The sequence below is a fragment of the Nocardia sp. KT25-26 genome (assembly GCF_056627695.1).
The window spans coordinates 809,618-826,264 of the sequence record NZ_CM152813.1 but is presented as its reverse complement, the minus strand read 5'-3'; the positions used below and the strand labels follow the sequence as shown (position 1 = coordinate 826,264).

At 68.1% G+C, this 16,647-nt stretch carries 17 protein-coding genes; 9 read left to right on the top strand and 8 right to left on the bottom strand.

The annotated features are described in order from the left end of the window. The first annotated feature begins 49 nt into the window (after positions 1-49). Positions 50-1,099: an AraC family transcriptional regulator gene (locus AC1HFH_RS03785; protein ID WP_480246044.1), complete on the top strand. Its 1,050-nt coding sequence runs from the start codon at positions 50-52 to the stop codon at positions 1,097-1,099. A 455-nt stretch (positions 1,100-1,554) separates the two neighbouring features. Next, positions 1,555-2,604 carry an NADP-dependent oxidoreductase gene (locus AC1HFH_RS03780; RefSeq protein WP_480246043.1) on the top strand — a complete coding sequence of 350 codons (1,050 nt, stop codon included), beginning with the start codon at positions 1,555-1,557 and terminating at the stop codon, positions 2,602-2,604. A 59-nt stretch (positions 2,605-2,663) separates the two neighbouring features. On the opposite strand, the gene AC1HFH_RS03775 is transcribed toward AC1HFH_RS03780, so the two are convergent. Further along, complete coding sequence (locus AC1HFH_RS03775) at positions 2,664-3,641, bottom strand: dipeptidase (protein WP_480246042.1); 978 nt, start codon at positions 3,639-3,641, stop codon at positions 2,664-2,666. Between the two features lie 189 nt (positions 3,642-3,830). On the opposite strand from AC1HFH_RS03775, the gene AC1HFH_RS03770 reads away from it, so the two are divergent. Continuing rightward, on the top strand, positions 3,831-4,373 hold the full coding sequence (locus tag AC1HFH_RS03770; RefSeq protein WP_480246041.1) for an AMIN-like domain-containing (lipo)protein: 543 nt from the start codon (positions 3,831-3,833) through the stop codon (positions 4,371-4,373). Between the two features lie 42 nt (positions 4,374-4,415). Next, on the top strand, positions 4,416-6,488 hold the full coding sequence (locus tag AC1HFH_RS03765; RefSeq protein WP_480246040.1) for a prolyl oligopeptidase family serine peptidase: 2,073 nt from the start codon (positions 4,416-4,418) through the stop codon (positions 6,486-6,488). On the opposite strand, the gene AC1HFH_RS03760 is transcribed toward AC1HFH_RS03765, so the two are convergent. Together AC1HFH_RS03760 and AC1HFH_RS03755 are read right to left on the bottom strand one after the other, a co-directional pair. Continuing rightward, a complete protein-coding gene (locus AC1HFH_RS03760) occupies positions 6,477-7,340 on the bottom strand; it encodes an alpha/beta hydrolase family protein (RefSeq protein WP_480247689.1) in 864 nt (287 codons plus the stop codon). The genes AC1HFH_RS03765 and AC1HFH_RS03760 overlap by 12 nt on opposite strands. 11 nt (positions 7,341-7,351) lie before the next feature. After that, positions 7,352-7,984, bottom strand: a complete 633-nt coding sequence (locus tag AC1HFH_RS03755) for a TetR/AcrR family transcriptional regulator (RefSeq protein ID WP_480246039.1) — start codon at positions 7,982-7,984, stop codon at positions 7,352-7,354. 523 nt (positions 7,985-8,507) lie between these two features. Between AC1HFH_RS03755 and AC1HFH_RS03750 the strand changes: the two genes are divergently transcribed. Then, positions 8,508-8,960, top strand: coding sequence for an SRPBCC family protein (locus tag AC1HFH_RS03750; protein WP_480247688.1), 453 nt, complete (start codon positions 8,508-8,510; stop codon positions 8,958-8,960). A gap of 61 nt (positions 8,961-9,021) precedes the next feature. Here the strand turns inward: AC1HFH_RS03750 and AC1HFH_RS03745 are convergent, their stop codons facing one another. Beyond that, the gene (locus AC1HFH_RS03745) at positions 9,022-9,471 is read right to left on the bottom strand and encodes a MarR family winged helix-turn-helix transcriptional regulator (RefSeq protein WP_480246038.1); all 450 of its coding nucleotides are present in this window, start codon (positions 9,469-9,471) and stop codon (positions 9,022-9,024) included. Between the two features lie 111 nt (positions 9,472-9,582). On the opposite strand from AC1HFH_RS03745, the gene AC1HFH_RS03740 reads away from it, so the two are divergent. Together AC1HFH_RS03740 and AC1HFH_RS03735 are read left to right on the top strand one after the other, a co-directional pair. After that, positions 9,583-10,575, top strand: a complete 993-nt coding sequence (locus AC1HFH_RS03740; RefSeq protein ID WP_480246037.1) for an SMP-30/gluconolactonase/LRE family protein — start codon at positions 9,583-9,585, stop codon at positions 10,573-10,575. Between the two features lie 61 nt (positions 10,576-10,636). Continuing rightward, the gene (locus AC1HFH_RS03735) at positions 10,637-11,635 is read left to right on the top strand and encodes a suppressor of fused domain protein (RefSeq protein WP_480246036.1); all 999 of its coding nucleotides are present in this window, start codon (positions 10,637-10,639) and stop codon (positions 11,633-11,635) included. A gap of 69 nt (positions 11,636-11,704) precedes the next feature. Here AC1HFH_RS03735 and AC1HFH_RS03730 read toward each other — a convergent pair whose 3' ends face one another. From AC1HFH_RS03730 to AC1HFH_RS03720, 3 genes are all read right to left on the bottom strand, one after another. Beyond that, the gene (locus AC1HFH_RS03730; protein WP_480246035.1) at positions 11,705-11,872 is read right to left on the bottom strand and encodes a hypothetical protein; all 168 of its coding nucleotides are present in this window, start codon (positions 11,870-11,872) and stop codon (positions 11,705-11,707) included. A 218-nt stretch (positions 11,873-12,090) separates the two neighbouring features. Beyond that, entirely contained in the window at positions 12,091-12,762 is a 672-nt protein-coding gene (locus tag AC1HFH_RS03725; protein WP_480246034.1) for a molybdopterin-dependent oxidoreductase, read from the bottom strand. Further along, positions 12,755-13,141, bottom strand: coding sequence for a DUF2867 domain-containing protein (locus AC1HFH_RS03720; RefSeq protein ID WP_480246033.1), 387 nt, complete (start codon positions 13,139-13,141; stop codon positions 12,755-12,757). Before AC1HFH_RS03720 ends, AC1HFH_RS03725 begins: the two co-directional genes overlap by 8 nt. Before the next feature lie 59 nt (positions 13,142-13,200). Here AC1HFH_RS03720 and AC1HFH_RS03715 point away from each other — a divergent pair, with 59 nt between their 5' ends. Both AC1HFH_RS03715 and AC1HFH_RS03710 read left to right on the top strand, forming a co-directional pair. Next, positions 13,201-13,803: a TetR/AcrR family transcriptional regulator gene (locus tag AC1HFH_RS03715; protein ID WP_480246032.1), complete on the top strand. Its 603-nt coding sequence runs from the start codon at positions 13,201-13,203 to the stop codon at positions 13,801-13,803. A 181-nt stretch (positions 13,804-13,984) separates the two neighbouring features. Further along, positions 13,985-14,710: a DUF6585 family protein gene (locus AC1HFH_RS03710; protein WP_480246031.1), complete on the top strand. Its 726-nt coding sequence runs from the start codon at positions 13,985-13,987 to the stop codon at positions 14,708-14,710. Between the two features lie 84 nt (positions 14,711-14,794). Here the strand turns inward: AC1HFH_RS03710 and groL are convergent, their stop codons facing one another. Further along, the gene (gene groL, locus AC1HFH_RS03705) at positions 14,795-16,420 is read right to left on the bottom strand and encodes a chaperonin GroEL (protein WP_480246030.1); all 1,626 of its coding nucleotides are present in this window, start codon (positions 16,418-16,420) and stop codon (positions 14,795-14,797) included. Between the last annotated feature and the right edge of the window lie 227 nt (positions 16,421-16,647).

Genomic DNA, 16,647 nt, shown 5'->3' with positions numbered 1-16,647 from the left:
CCATCAGTGAGGTGTTCCCACCGAGCGGACCGGTGCCTAGGGTCGGTCTGTGCCTGTGATCGACTCCGCCGGTTCGGCACCGGCTCCGGGGGCCGAACCGGACCGGCTCGCCGGAACCACATCGACCCAGCTCACCAGACTGGTGCTGACCGAAGCGCGGCGTGCCGGGGTGCCGGGTGAGCGATTGCGGGGCATCGATGGGTTGAGCGCGGATGTGCTCGGCGGCGAACTGAACCGGCTTCCACTCGCCTCCCTCATCCGGCTGTGGGAGCTGATCGCGGTGGCGCGGCCCGGGGCGGGGGCCGGTATCGCGGTGGCCGAGGCCGCCACTCTGGGTACCCTGACCACCTGGGACTACCTGGTCACGAACGGTCCGACACTCGCGGAGGCGCTGCGCAGCGCCCAGCCCTACCACCGGCTGATCACCGCCGCAGCCGAAGGCTTCGAGTTGCGCGACGACGGCGAGCTGACCGTCGGATACCGGACCACGGCCGGCGACCCACGGGTGGCCGCAGTGGTCAACGAATACGTCCTCGCCTATTACCTGCGCCGCGCCCGCGAGGCGACCGGCCGGCCGGTGGTACCCCGCGCGGTGACCTTCGGCCATTCCGCCCCGGCCGACCGGTCGATGCTGATCAGTGCGTTCGGCACCGACCGGATCGAATTCGACGCGCCCGCCGATTCGATCACCTTCACCGCCGATGATGCGCACCGGCCACTCCCACACGCCGACCCTGCCCTGGCCGGCGTGCTGCGCAGCCATGCCGAGCTGGCCCTGGCCGCTGCCCGGCCGATCCCCGGTCCGCTCGACATGTTCCGGCACGCCCTCGATGCGGTCCTGGACGCGGGCGCCCCATCCCTGTCCGCCGTCGCCGACCGACTGGCTCTCAGCCCACGCACCCTGCAACGGCGCCTGTCCGAACACGCCACCACCTGGCGCGACGAGCTCGACCGGGCCCGTTACCACCGGGCGACGACCCTGCTCGACCGGGGCGAGCTGACCACCGCGCGGATCGCCGACCGGCTGGGCTTCGCCGACGACCGCGCCTTCCGCAAGGCATATCGCCGCTGGACGGGGACGTCGCCGACGGCACGCTGAAGCGGCCGACACCCAGCCGGGTCCACCGCCGCTCCCGCGACGAAGGCGGCCCCGAACGGCCGGGCTCCGGCCGTACCGGAACGAACGCGTCGCGCAGGAACCGGGACGTCGACGACGGCACGCCACGGAGGCCGATGCGTAGCCGGGTCCGCCGCTACTCCCGCGACGAAGGCGTCGCCGAAGGCCCGGGGTGCGGCGCACCGGAACGAACGCGCTACACACGGACCGGAACGCCACCGACGACCACCGAGGAGGCCGACACGCAGCCTGGCCCACCGCTACTCTCGCGACGAAGGCGTCGCCGAAGGGCCGAGGTGCGGGCGCACCGGAACGAGCGCGCCGCGTATGGACCGGGTGGTGTCGCGTCCGGACCTGGGACGGTGGCTCCGACACTCATAGCGTGGTGATCACCGCAGCGAAACAGCTGGTGAACACCGAGATTCAGGAGTGGCGAGATGTCGCAGAACCGGACCGCAGATACCGTCCACAGCATCGCACTGCCGACGACGACCCGTGAGATCCACCTGGCCCGCCGACCACAGGGCGCTCCGGTCGCGGCCGATTTCGCCATGGTGCAGCGCCCGCTGCCCGAGCTCGGCGCCGGGCAGGTGCTCATCCGCAACACCTGGATGTCGGTCGACCCGTACATGCGGGGACGCATGGACGACAAACCGTCCTACATCCCGCCCTTCCAGCTCGATGCCCCGCTGGAGGGCTCGGCGGTCGGCGAGGTGATCGCCTCCCGCGCCGACGATGTTCCGGTGGGCACCACCGTCTCCCATTTCGCCGGGTGGCGGGAACACGCGGTGGTCGACGCGGCGGCCGCGACCCCCGTCGACCCGGAACTTGCTGCCCCGCAGCACTATCTGGGTGCCCTAGGAACCACCGGACTGACCGCCTATGCGGCGCTGACCGAGATCGCGCCGGTACGGCCGGGTGACACCGTGTTCGTCTCCGCCGCGGCGGGCGCGGTCGGCAGCGTCGCCGGGCAGATCGCCCGCGCGCTCGGGGCCGGCAGGGTGATCGGATCGGCCGGCGGCCCGGCCAAAACAGCGGCATTGCGCCAGGACTTCGGGTTCGATGCGGCCGTCGACTACCGAGCCGGCGATCTGGCCGGACAGCTGAACGCGGCGGCGCCCGACGGAATCGACGTCTACCTGGACAGCGTCGGTGGCGACCATCTGAAAGCGGCCATCGAGTCGATGAACCCGCACGGCCGAATCGCCCTCGTCGGCGCGATCAGCGGCTACAACGGTGACACCGGGCAGTCCACGCCCGACCTGTACCTCGCCACCACGAAGGAACTGTCCCTGCGGGGCATGCTCGTGAGCAGCTTCTTCCCCAGCTTCGGCGAATACATCGGCAAAGCAGCCGCCTGGCTCGCCGACGGCACCATCCGAACCCGCGAAACCATCTACCAAGGCCTGGACCAAGCCCCCGCCGCCTTCCTGGGCGTCCTGTCCGGCGCCAACACCGGCAAGATGCTCGTCCACCTGGCGGATTGAGCAGGTGCGGGAGCTGTGGTGGCGGCATCGGCCGAGTAGCCACCGCCACCACAGCTCCCTCACCGGAATCCTCGGATTTCCTGGGCGGCTCGGGCGAAGTTGCCGCCGAAGACGGCGGCACGGTCGGTTTCGGTGAGGCCTCTGGCGGCCAGGGCTTCGTCCAGGCCGGGGATGGCGGCTGCACCCAGCAGGTCCTCCGGCGGAACCCACTGCAATGGGCCCCATTTGGTGTAGTCCTCGGAGAAGTTCGCCGGGTTGGTGGCGATCTCGGCGTTGAATTGGTCGCCGTCGAAGGAGAAGTCCGAGCCGATTCCGATGTGCTCGATGCCGACCAGGTCGGCGCCGTACACGATGTGATCGGCCATGGCCGCTATCCGGGCGGCACGATCGTGGCGGCCGTTGCAGCCCAGGAAGATTCCCACGCCGTTGATGCCGATCACCCCGCCGGTTCCGGCGCAGGCGCGGGCTTGATCGTCGGTGATGTTGCGCGGATGCGGCCACCGGGCAGCGAAATTGGAATGGCTGTAGATCATCGGTCCGGCGGCGTGTTCGGCGAGATCCAGGCCGGTGCGCGGGGAACAGTGTGAGCCGTCGGCGAACATTCCGACCTCGTCCAGCCGCCGCAGCAGATCCCGGCCGTAGCCGGTGAGTCCGGTGTCCGAGCTGTCCAGGCATCCACCACCGGCCGCATTCGCATGGTTGTAGGTGGGCGCCAGCGAACGCACCCCGAGCTCGTGGAACATCGCCACGTTGTCCAGGTCACCACCCAGTGGACCGGCGTCCTCCAGATCGAAGGCCAGCTCGATGGTCTCCGTCGCGCCGGACTCGGCGGCCGTGTCCACCAGCCGGAACCGCGGGTCGGCCCCGGCTTGTGCCCGGAACCGGCGCGCCAGCGCCACCGAATCCGCCGTCGTCTGCGGCGCGTATCCGACATTCACCGACACATACGACCCGGCCGGATAACGCGCCAGCTCGGCGATATGTGCATCCGGCTGCAACGGCAGGCAGCAATGCTGTTCCCACAGGTAGTGCGCCATCCAGCCATCGTAGGCGCCGCCGCCGGGCCCGGGACGGGGCACGCTGCGGTATGCCGCCGCGACCGGATTGCGGCCGCAGCGTCGCCGAGTCGTGCTGTACCGGAGATCCGCAGATGATTAACGCCGTGCCCGAAATGCGCGATTCACCAAGTACATACACTCACGTTCTACTGTGTTAGGCGGTGCGACATGCGTCGCGTCCTCGTACTATGCGCTGCTCTGGCAGCTTCCTTCGGCCTGTCCCTCGCGCCCGCCGGGGCGGACTCCGAACCCTTCTGCGGGATCTACTGGGGCTCGCTGGAAAAAGCGGACGGCACCTACTCCAGCGGAAGCATCGACAACATCCGGTCCGGCCGGCACGCCTGCTTCGACCGGCTGGTGGTGGATGTCGCCGGTCCGGAGCCCGGGTATCTGGTCAGCTATGTCGACCAGGTGCGGGCCCAGGGTTCCGGGCATCCGGTACCGCTGCGGGGCGGTGCCGACCTGCGGGTGATCGTGAACGCACCGGCTTATGACGCGGACTGGCGGGACACCTACCACCCACCGAACCGTCGCGAACTGATCGATGTCACCGGATACGACACCTTCCGGCAGGCCGCCTGGGCGGGCAGCTTCGAAGGCCAGACCACGATCGGCCTGGGCGTCCGCGGCCGACTGCCGATGCGGGTGTTCACGCTGGATGGGCCGGGTGACGGCTCCCGGGTGGTGGTGGACGTCGCGCACCGTTGGTGAGGCGCCGATAACAATCTGCGATCATTCGGCAACAATGTGGGCATGAGCGGTGTTGAGCAGAATGTGACCGATCCCTACCTATGGCTCGAAGATGTCACCGGCGAGCGAGCGCTCGACTGGGCTCGGGAACGCAATGCGGCGGTGACCGAGCGGTTCGCCGAATCGGAGCGTTTCCGCGAGCTGCAGCGCCGCATCCTGGACATGCTCGACGACGACACCAAGATCGCCTTCCCGGGCCGGCGCGGCCAGTGGCTGTACAACTTCTGGAAGGATGCGCAGCACCCGCGCGGCCTGTGGCGGCGGACCACCTTCGCCGAGTACGCCACCGAGGACCCGGACTGGGATGTCCTGCTCGACCTGGATGCGCTGGCCGCCGAAGAGGACGAGAACTGGGTCTGGGCGGGCCCGTCGGTTCTGCGCCCGGAACAGACCCGGGCACTGATCCGGTTGTCGCGCGGCGGCGCCGATGCCACCGTGGTCCGCGAGTTCGACCTGACCACCCGGGAGTTCATCGCCGCCGAGGACGGCGGCTACTACCTGCCCGAAGCCAAGTCCCGGATCAGCTGGATCGATATCGACAGCGTGTACGTGGGCACGGACTTCGGGCCGGGCTCGCTCACCGATTCGGGGTATCCGCGGATCGCGAAGATCTGGCGGCGCGGTACCGAGCTCGCCGACGCCGAGACCGTGTTCGAGGGCGAGACCGGTGACGTCTCGATCGGCGCCGGTTACAGCCGCCACCCCGGCTACGAGCGGCACTTCGCGGCCCGCGCCACCGACTTCTTCAACGAGGAGGTCTACCTGCGCGACGCCGACGGCGCCTGGCAGCAACTCGACATTCCCACCGATGCGGATGTGTCCTGGTACAAGGACTGGCTGCTGGTTCGGCCGAAGACCCCGTGGCAGCTGGGCGAGACCACCCATCCGGGTGGCAGCCTGCTGGTCACCGATCTGCCGGCCTTCCTCACCGGCGGGCGCGACTTCGAGGCCCTGTTCACCCCGGATGCGGACACCTCGCTGCATTCGTTCGGCTGGACGGAGAACCACCTGCTGTTGACCACCCTGCACAATGTGCAGACCCGGCTCGAGGTGCTGACTCCGGGTGCGGACGGCTGGGCGCGCGAGCCGCTGCCGGATACCCCGCCGATGGCCACCACCGCGATCACCAATCTCGACCCACTCGAGGGCGGCGACGAATTCATGCTGAGCACCAGCGGTTTCACCACCCCGAGCACGCTGCTCAGTGGTTCCGTCGGCACACCGGCGACCCTGTTGAAGCAGGCACCCGCCTACTTCGACGCCGCGGGGATCGAGACCGAGCAGTTCTTCGCCGAATCCGACGACGGCACCCGGGTTCCGTATTTCGTGGTCCGGCACCGGGACCTGGCCGGGACCCCCGGTCCGACCATCGTGTCGGGCTACGGCGGGTTCGAGATCTCCCGCACCCCGGGCTATCTGGGCGCGACCGGAATGGCCTGGCTGGAGCGCGGCGGAACCTACGTGGTGGCCAATATCCGCGGTGGCGGTGAATATGGTCCGCAGTGGCACACCGCGGCCCAGAAGGAACACCGGTACAAGGCCTTCGAGGATTTCGCCGCGGTGGCCAGGGACCTGGTGACGCGCGGAATCACCACCGCGGCACAGCTGGGTGCGGTCGGCGGCAGCAACGGCGGCCTGCTGATGGGCGTGATGCTCACCCGCTACCCGGAGCTGTTCGGCGCCATCGTGTGCCAGGTACCGCTGCTGGACATGAAGCGCTACCACCTGCTGCTCGCCGGCGCCTCCTGGGTCGCCGAATACGGCGACCCGGACGACCCGGACGAGTGGTCCTACCTGGGCGCCTATTCGCCGTACCAGAACACCGACCGGGACCGCAGCTACCCGCCGATCCTGCTGGCCACCTCGACTCGCGACGACCGGGTGCATCCCGGCCACGCCCGGAAGATGGCGGCACTGCTGGAATCGGAGGACCGCACCATCTGGTACCACGAGAACATCGAGGGCGGACACTCCGGCGCCGCCGACAACAAGCAGGCCGCCTTCCAAGCCGCGCTGGTCTACGAGTTCTTCACCCAGCTGCTGATGGACGAATCAAAGGTCGCGTCAACCACGTAGCCACTTCTCGATTTCGTCCACGGTCGAGACCGGGTCGGTGATCCAGCCGTTGTGCCCCAGCGGCTGCGGCTGGGTCCACCTGGTCAGCCGGGCGTTCGGCAGCTTGGCCACCAGGTGGTCCACCGCGGCCGCCGGCGCGAACTCGTCGCCGGACATCGTGATCGACAGGGTCGGCAGTTTGAGTCGGGCGATCCGTTCTTCGTAGTCGATATCGGCGCCGACCGGGACGAAGCGGCCGGTGCGGGCGAGGCGCGCCCAGTCCGACATCAGCACCTTGGACTGGCGGCCGAAGCCGGTGCCGGCGAATCGGTCACCCGGCCAGACCGCGGCGAGACCGCCAGTGAGAGTGAGAGCCATGGCCGCGCCGCCGACCATGAGGCCGGTGCCGGACAGGCCGCGATAGCCGCGGTAGTACGGGGTGCCGGAGGCCACCAGGATCAGCCCACCCAGCCGGCCACGCACCCGGGCGGCGTACATGACAGCAAGCTGGCCGCCCATGCTGTGCCCCAGCAGATACGGGGTGCTGCCGGGAAAACGGTCCCGCACCACCTGCATCATCGCCGGGAAGTCGACCGACACCAGTTCCTGATAGCCGTAGCTGCTGGCCGGACCGGGCTTCGGGACGCTCGCCCCGTTACCCCGGATCTCCCCGATCGCCACATCGAAGCCCCGCCCGGCCAGCGTCGTGCCGAACAGTTCATAGTATTCACCCGGTACCGCGAGGCCGGGCACGATCAGGATCACCGGGCGCGGAGTGTCCGGGGTGATGTGGTGGCGATGCGGACCACGTGCCGGAATCAGCCGGACCGGGAAGGTGCTGCCGTCGGGCACCTGGATCGGGATCGTCTCCACCCGTGGCATCGTCAGGCTCCGACGGCGCCCATGATCACCCGCGCGAGCACCCGGATCACGTCGTCGAGCGGTGGCCGCGGATCACTGCCGGACCAATCGTCCACGACATAGTTGACCGCGCCGAGGATCGCCAGGACCCGCATATCGTAGTCACCCGGCGGGATTTCGCCGTGGATGGCGGCATCCTCTGCCGCACCGGCGAGCAGTGAGCCCCAGACCCGGCGCAGCTCGAGCCGGAACTTCTCCACCTTCGGCCCGGCGCCGACGACCTCGACGAGCGCGACCCGGGCCTTGCGCGGGTCGCTGCCGATGGTCTCCACGTAGGCGCGCACGGCGGCGTCGATGATCTCCAGGGCACCGGCGTCGGCCTTGTCGGCGAGTGCCGCGGCAACCGCCTCCCGGCAGTCGCGGTCGATCTGTTCGTACAGTTCGAGCAGTAGGGATTCGCGGCCGGTGAACTCCTCATAGAACTGCCGGGAGGAAAGTCCGGCGTCTTTGCAGATCGCGCCGACCGAGCTGTTGGCATAGCCGTCGCGCGCGAAGACGGTCAGACCCGACTCCAGAAAGCGGGCACGCCGCTGGCGTTGCCGGTCTTCTACGGGCTGTCCGGCATACATGCGTCCCGTATTCGCATCCTGTGACATCGAGGCAGACAATACAGAAGGGCCCGATCCCCTCGTCATGGATCGGGCCCTTCCTGCGTCCGTCCGGCTCACCGCGCGTTAGCCGAAAGTTCGCTATTGCGTGGTCAGTTGCCCGACCCCTGCACCGAACCGGTGCTGAGCGAGCTGGTCAGCAGACCCAGCAGCGAGGTGAGAAGGTCTCCGTCAACGGCGGATCCGGTCTGCGTATCGGTAATGAACTGCATGATGCGACTCCAGGTAGTGCTGGTGTGACTTCGTTGTCACTGGCCATTTGCCGATTCGGACGATACCGACCCCTGCGCGACTTCGGGTGATTTTAAAGGAACAAACTCCACTTTTTTCATCTGCGCTGGTCAGGCGACCAAAATGAGGCATGATCCACCCACATTGTGCGCTGGGCCAAGACTTGTCGGGGAATATTGTGAAACGAGAGTGTATCAGATGCTTGCGTACGCGCCGGGCAGCTGCCCCGACCCCTGGCTATGATTCCTGTAACCGAGCGTCACACGACATGGAGGCAACGTTGCCGGAGAACCTCGAGGCCCGTATCGATATCGCCGCGCCGCCGGAGCAGGTCTGGACCGTACTGTCGGACCTGAAGCGGATGGCCGAGTTCAGCCCGCAGTGCATCAAGATGACCGCGCTCGGTGGCGTCCGCGAGGGCGCGATCACCCTCAACCTGAACCGGGACGGATGGAAGGTCTGGCCGACCAGCTCCCGCATCGTCCGGTTCACCCCGAATCAGGAACTCGCCTTCCGGATGAACGAGAACCGCACGGTGTGGAGCTACACCCTCACCCCCACCGGCGACGGCACCGAGCTGGTCGAGCGCCGCACGGTGGCCCCCGCCGGCGTGCCCGCACCGATCCGCGCCGCCATCAACGCACTGCTCGGCGGCGAGCAGTCCTTCGAGGCCGATCTGGTGCGCGGGATGAACGAAACGCTCGGCCGGATCAAGGCCGCCGCCGAACGCTGATCCTCCCCCCGGGGCCCGCCGTGCAGTCGGCGGGCCCCTTTCCATATCCGCAGCCGCCGACTCACCGCCGCTCGTCGCGGAGTCCTTCCAAGAACTCCGCACTCCGGGTGAGCAGGGCCTTCACCGTCGCCAGTTCCTCGGGGGTGAACTCCCCAGCCAGGGCCCGCTCCACCGCGGAGGCCCGCTCGTCGGCGGCCGCCATCGCCACCCTGCCCGCCTCGGTGAGCCGGGTCTCCAGCACATTGCGGTGCCATTCGTGCGGCGTGCGTTCGACCAGGCCGCGTTCCTGGAGATTGCCCAGCACCGTATTCATCGTCGGCGCCGTCACGCCGACCCGCCGCGCCAGCGCCGCGGCCGAGATCCCCGGACTCTCGGCGAGCACCAGTAGCGCGCTGAATTGCGGGACCGTCAGCCCCGCCGGCTTCACCGCCGCGGTCTTCACCGCCATCAACGCTTGTTCCGCGCGTTTGATGTAGCCGCCCAGACGGTCGGCGAGAGGCATCGAGGTCATGCCGGAATGCTATCTGCCCGTTCGATCACATAGACCTTGACGATGATTAGACTTCTAATATACGTTCGTGTCGAAATTATCATTGCAATACGAACTACTAGGGGTCGGCCGATGAACCGCATACGCACCGCCACACGCACCCTCGCCGCCTGCCTCGCGGTACCGGTCGGCGCGCTGACCGTCGCATGCGGCACCGACGAGGCCGCAGACTCGGCCCCGGAACTGCAGACCGCCTTCCGGATTCCGGGTACCGACGTCTACCCCGAAGGAATCGCGCTGGATCCGGCAACCGGAACCACCTACGTCGGCTCCTACGAAACCGGCGCCGTCTACCGGGCCACCGCCGACGCGGAGACAGCCGACGAGTTCCTGCCGGCCGGGACCGACGGCCGCGACACCGCCAACGGGTTGAACATCGACCCTGCCGGACGTCTGTGGGTCACCGACTCCACCACTGGCGTCGTCGTCTACGACACCACAACCCGAGAAGCCCTGGCGCGCTTCGACGTTCCCGGCGACGAACCGATGTTCGTCAACGACCTCGACTTCACCCCCGACGGAACCGCCTATCTCACCGACAGCATCCGGGAGGTGGTCTACCGCGTCACCCCGGAAATGGTCGCGACCGGCAGCGGCACCCCGCAGGTCGCCTACCGGCTCGCCGATACGCTGCGCCCGCACGCCGCCGACGAATTCACCCTCAATGGCATCGTCGCCGACGAGGACGGCGACTATCTGCTCACCGTCGATATGACCGCCGGGGACCTGTACCGCATCGACCTCTCCACCGAGGCCACCGACCCGATCCGCCGAGTGGACCTGACCGGCGGCGACGTCCGCCACGGCGACGGCCTGGCGCTACGCGGCGACACCCTGTGGGTCGTGCACAACACCGAGAACACCCTGTCTCGCTGGACCCTGCACGAGGACGCCACCACCGCCACCCGCGACCAGCTCTTCACCGATCCCGCCCTCGACATCCCCACCACCATGGTGCACACCGGCGACCGCGCCCTCGTGGTCCCCTCCCAGTTCGACAAGGGTGGCCCACTGGGCCCGGGCACCCCGGACCCCTTCGTGATCACCGAAGTCACCGGCATCTGAGCCCCCCGGCCGCGACACCGAATCACATTGTTTGTCAGCACCTTCCGCTAGCGTCTACGCCGTGGATGAAGCCCCCGGCTGGACAGCCATAGATGACGCCCTCCGCCCGATCTACGCGGATACGACGCCCTCGCACTGGGGCACGATGATCTCCTATCGGCTCGGCGGCCCCGATCCGCTGGACGGCATCAGCGCCTACCTGCGCACCGAGCCGGTGCCGCACTGGCACTACATCAGCTACGGCATGACCGAGCTGTACGAGAAGGAATCCGAAAACCCGGACGAATCCGGGTGGGGCTTCGAATTCACCTTCCGGCTCGCACGTGCCATGGACGAGTCCGACCCGCCGGTCTGGCCGGCGGTCTTGATGCAGGACCTGGCGCGGTACGTCTACGGTTCGGGAAAATGGTTCGGCGAAGGCGACCATGCGAATCTCGGTCGTCCACTCGTGGCCGACGACGACGCCTGCACGATCGAGGCGATCGTCTTCCCCAACGATCCGGAGCTACCGGGTATCGACACCGTGCACGGGCGAGTCGAGTTCCGGCAGATGGTCGGGCTCACCGCCGAGGAGTACCGGGTGGCACAACTGTGGCGCAGCCGTGAGCTGTTGAACGTACTGGCTCCGCGGATGCCGCTGTTCGTCACCGACGTCACTCGAGCGGGCCTCCTCGACGATCCCGAGATCGCCGCGACCGTCCGGGCCGGGATCGAACGCGACGGTTCCGGATTGGGGCATCTCGACGTGACCACGGCCGATTGGAATATCACGGACGGAACCACGGTGCTCCGAATCTCGGCTGCTGCGGCGCCCACCATCGCCGAATCTCTCCCGAGCCGGCTCGCCCACCACCGCGGGTTCTCCCTCGTCGGCACCGGGTCCGCCATCGAGTTCTTTCCCGCTGAAAAGCTGTCGCTCACCGCGGCCGAGGATCGTCTGGAGGTAGGGGTACCCGAATCGGTCGTCCCGGCACTTGTCACCGCTTTCGACGCAGCCACACCGGGAGCCCTGCAATCGGCTGGAGCCCCGGAGTTGTCGATCGAGTTCGTCGGGGACTGATACTCCCGCCATCCTGGACGGAGCAAACGTCGGTGCCGCAATCCCCGGCTGTGGGCTATCACGTCCGGGTCATCTACATGTACTCGTGATATCGAGCTCCACCGTCGACGGCGCCACATCGGCGACCGTGCAGACGTAGTCGGTGGCCTCCTGGGCGATGTCGGCGTACCGCCGGGCCTGGGTGAGCCCCTCGACGTTGCCGTTCATCCGTCCAGCTGGGGGATGCGAATCATCCACCGGCGATCCTCACGCGAAACACTGATCCGGTAGGTGGTCATCACGCCTCCGTGTACTTTTCCTGATACCCGCGCGATCAGTTCGTCGGCGGCACACACGACTCGGGCGACGGCGATGTGCACCTGGACGCCACGGGCACCGCCACCGGCCCTTGCACAATCCACTCGAACGACTGGACGGTACAGCAGGGACGGGTGGCAACCGCGGCGACCGTGTGACTACAACGAAGATTCCGGCCGCCGGTCCACCGCGGCGTAGCGGGCCCGACCCATCGCGATGGTCCGGCGCCAGATCGGGCGGTAGATGCGGCCGGGGAGGTAACGGCTGCGCTCCTCGTGGGCGACGCGGGCGCGTGGGTGTTCGTACCAGCCCGCGGAGCCGGGGCGGTAGGCGAGCAGGTAGTCGACGGCGGTCAGATGTTTGACGCTCTTGTAGCCGTAGTGGGCGGGGGCGACGATGCGGGCGGGGGCACCGTGGTCCGCGGTGAGCCGGGCGTCGCCCAATCGGTCGGCGAGGAGTACGTCGGCGGCGAGCGCGTCGGCGAGGAGCATGGTGCTGCAGAAGCCGTCCAGGCCGGTGAAACGGACCCACGCGGCGTCCGGGTGCGGGATCACCTCGGTGGTCAGGATTTCGTGTACGTCGGCGAATCGAACTCCACCCCAGGACAGCCCGAGCGCACTCCAGGTCGTCACGCAGTGCAGGTCGCTGCGCTGCTCCCGGCGGGGACCGGTGAGAAGCCGGTCGAGGGGAATCTGAGCCGGTCGGCGCACCACCCCGCCGACCACCAGGCGGTGACCGGAATCGGCGACCGGGCGCGGTACCGCGAATTGCGGCAGTCCGAACCGGAGCAGCCGGTCCGGCTGCTGCCCAGGCGGCAGGCCGCTACGCATGCCCGAGCCGCCGGACCGCGCGCCGCACCATCCAGGGCACCAGCAGCCGATGCACCGGCCGCACCAGGCCGAAATAGACCGGCCCGAAGCGGTTTCGATAGCGGATGACAGTGGTCAAGGTGACGGTGTGGTCGGTGAGCAGCGTCGAGGCCACGAAGTCCAGCATCGACATCTGCTCGCCGGTGAGATGTTCCCGCTCGGCGCGGGACAACTCGGGGAACGGCTTGCCGAAGAACATCACCCGGGTCCACTCTTCCGGGTCGGCGACCACACCGGCGGGGATCCGCACAGTGCAGGAGTCGACATAGTCGGGGTCGGGCAACGCCGCGCGAGCCAAGGCCGCCCCCGCAGGAATTCCGGTGATTTCGGTTCTGAGCATCGGTACCACCTCCCTGTCCGTACGGTACCGTATGGATGACAGTACGGTACCGTACGGAGGTGGCGCAAGAGGAAGAACGGAATTCGGCGAGAACACCGGGACGCAGGCTGACCGCCGACGACTGGGCCGCGGCCGCCCTCGCCGCCCTCGGCGAAGGCGGCCTGTCCGCCGTCGCCGTCGAGCCACTGGCGAAGCGCCTCGGCACCACCAAGGGCAGCTTCTACTGGCATTTCAAGGATCGCGCCGCGCTGATCGACGCCGCCCTGGCCCGCTGGGAACGTGCGGACACCGAAGCGATCATCGCCGCCCTGGACCGGCTCGACGACCCGGTGGACCGGTTGTCACAACTGATATCGGAGGTCATCGGCTATGCCGCGGCGGACGACCGAGTGGAACTGGCCCTGCTGGCCTCCGCGGATCACCCGCAGGTGGCCGCGGTGCTCCGCCGAGTCACCGACCGCCGGATCGGCTATGTGGCGGAACAGTTCCGGGCCACCGGCCTGGATACCGAGGCCGCCCGGGCCCGCGCATTGATCGCGGTCAGCGTGTACCACGGCTTCACCCAGCTCACCCGGGTCGGTGCCGCCGAACTACCGGCGTCCGACGCCGACCGCGCGCACCTGATCCACACCGCGCAACGCCTGCTCGACCCGCGGAGATGATGAACCGCCGCACCCGCGGTTGCCGCCGGTGGGCGTGCAGTAGCGATTTCGAGCCGCGTCGAATAGTCTTCGCCGCGAAGATTCACCGCTCGTGGAGGGACAATTGAGCACTCCGAAAAGGTCGGAGGACGGCCGGGCCGAACATCGGATCCGGATACCGTTGACACAATTGATACACCTCATGGCCGAAAACCGACAGCTCGGCACCCACCGGGAAACCTTCCAAACGGCCCCGCCGAGCGATACTTTCGTGCGCGCCTGCGGGATCCTGATCGGCGGTGCGCTGACGATCGGCGCGATCTGCGCCGTGGTCGGCGCCCTGGGCGGCGCCCTCGCCGCCGCCTCGCTCGGGCTCATCCCGTCCGGGCTGGCGGTGTGGCGCGGGCTCCGGCAGCGACGCAACCGGACCGCCCGGATCGACCTGTTCGAGTACGGCATGACAGTCTTCCGGCCGGAGGAACCGGTGGTCGCCTTCCACTGGGCGAATATGGCCGTGCGGCAGGAGGAAATCCCCTTCCAGCGCAATGCGGAGGTCGAGTACCTCCTGGAACTGACCGCACCGGACGGCACCTTCGCCCGCATCGACGACCACGAATTCGCCCGGGGCGCGGAATGGGTCGGCGCGATCCAGTCGGCGGTCACCTCATTCCAACTGCCCCCGGCGGTGACTGCGATCGACAACGGTGAGACCGTGCATTTCGGCGATTTCGCACTCAGCCTGGAGGCCCTCACCTACCGCGAGGACTTCTACATCTGGGAAGACATCCAGCGGATCGACCCACAGAGCGGCACCTTGCGGGTCAAAGTGGGCGGCCGATGGGAATCGCTGGCCCCGCTGTGCACCATCCCCAACTTCTACATCTTCAACGAGCTGGCCGAACGGCTCCGCATCCCGGCCACCGCCTGATCCCGGCGGCCCGAACGGCCGGAGGCCGGGCCACCCGATGGGTGACCCGGCCTCCGGATACTGCGAGAGCTGCCGATCGAAAGATCAGAAGCCCATGTCGCCCATGCCGCCGGTGGGGTCGGCCGGCGCAGCGGCGGCCTTCTCCGGCTTGTCGGCGACGACGGCCTCGGTGGTCAGGAACAGGGCCGCGATGGAGGCCGCGTTCTGCAGGGCCGAACGGGTGACCTTGACCGGGTCGGCGACACCGGCGGCCAGCAGGTCCTCGTACTCGCCGGAATCGGCGTTGAGGCCCTGGCCGGCGGGCAGGTTGGCAACCTTCTCGGCCACCACGCCCGGCTCCAGACCGGCGTTGAAGGCGATCTGCTTCAGCGGCGCGGACAGCGCCACCTTCACGATGTTGGCACCGGTGGCCTCATCGCCCTTCACGTCAAGCGAGTCGACCGCGGGGGCAGCCTGCAGCAGCGCCACGCCACCACCGGCGACGATGCCCTCCTCGACGGCAGCCTTGGCGTTGCGCACGGCATCCTCGATGCGGTGCTTGCGCTCCTTGAGCTCGACCTCGGTCGCGGCACCGGCCTTGATCACCGCAACACCGCCGGCCAGCTTGGCCAGGCGCTCCTGCAGCTTCTCCCGGTCGTAGTCCGAATCCGAGTTCTCGATCTCGGTGCGGATCTGCGCGACCCGGCCCTTGATGGCCTCTTCGTCGCCCGCGCCGTCCACGATGGTGGTCTCGTCCTTGGTGACGACGACCTTGCGCGCCTGGCCCAGCAGCTCCAGACCGGCGGTCTCCAGGGACAGGCCGACCTCTTCGCTGACGACCTCGCCACCGGTCAGGATGGCGATATCGGCCAGCTGGGCCTTGCGGCGGTCACCGAAGCCCGGGGCCTTCACGGCGACGGACTTGAAGGTGCCGCGGATCTTGTTGACGACCAGGGTCGACAGGGCCTCGCCCTCGACGTCCTCGGCGACGATCAGCAGCGGCTTACCGGCCTGGATGACCTTCTCCAGCAGCGGCAGCAGGTCCTTGACGGTCGAGATCTTCGACGAGACCAGCAGGATGTACGGGTCGTCGAGAACCGCTTCCTGACGCTCCGGGTCGGTCACGAAGTAACCCGAGATGTAGCCCTTGTCGAAGCGCATGCCCTCGGTGAGCTCCAGCGACAGGCCGAAGGTCTGCGCCTCCTCGACCGTGATGACGCCTTCCTTGCCGACCTTGTCCATGGCCTCGGCGATCAGCTCACCGATGGACGCGTCGCCCGCCGAGATGCCGGCGGTGGCAGCGATCTGCTCCTTGGTCTCGACCTCCTTGGCGGAGTCGAGCAGCTTGGTGGTGACGGCCGCGACCGCCTCCTCGATGCCGCGCTTCAGGCCCATCGGGTTCGCGCCGGCCGCGACGTTGCGCAGACCCTCGCGCACCAGCGCCTGCGCCAGCACGGTAGCGGTGGTGGTGCCGTCGCCCGCGACGTCGTCGGTCTTCTTGGCGACTTCCTTGACCAGCTCGGCGCCGATCTTCTCGTACGGGTCCTCGAGCTCGATCTCCTTGGCGATGGACACACCATCGTTGGTGATCGTGGGGGCGCCCCACTTCTTCTCGAGCACCACGTTGCGGCCCTTCGGGCCCAGGGTCACCTTGACGGCGTCGGCGAGGGAGTTGAGGCCCCGCTCGAGACCGCGGCGAGCCTCTTCGTCGTACGCAATTGTCTTGGCCATTGCGTTGAGATCCTCCACATGTATATGGGGCTGACACACACAGACGGCCACAGGGTTGGGCCGCCCGATTACGCTGGCCAGGTTCGGTGCCCGCGACGGACGACCGAGGGTGTCGATGGAACCCGGTCTCACCGGCCCGACCTGGCACTCACCGGTCGAGAGTGCCAAGAGCCTTTTTAGCACTCTCAGTTGGTGAGTGCAAGGACGGGCGGTGCGATCCGGGGCCG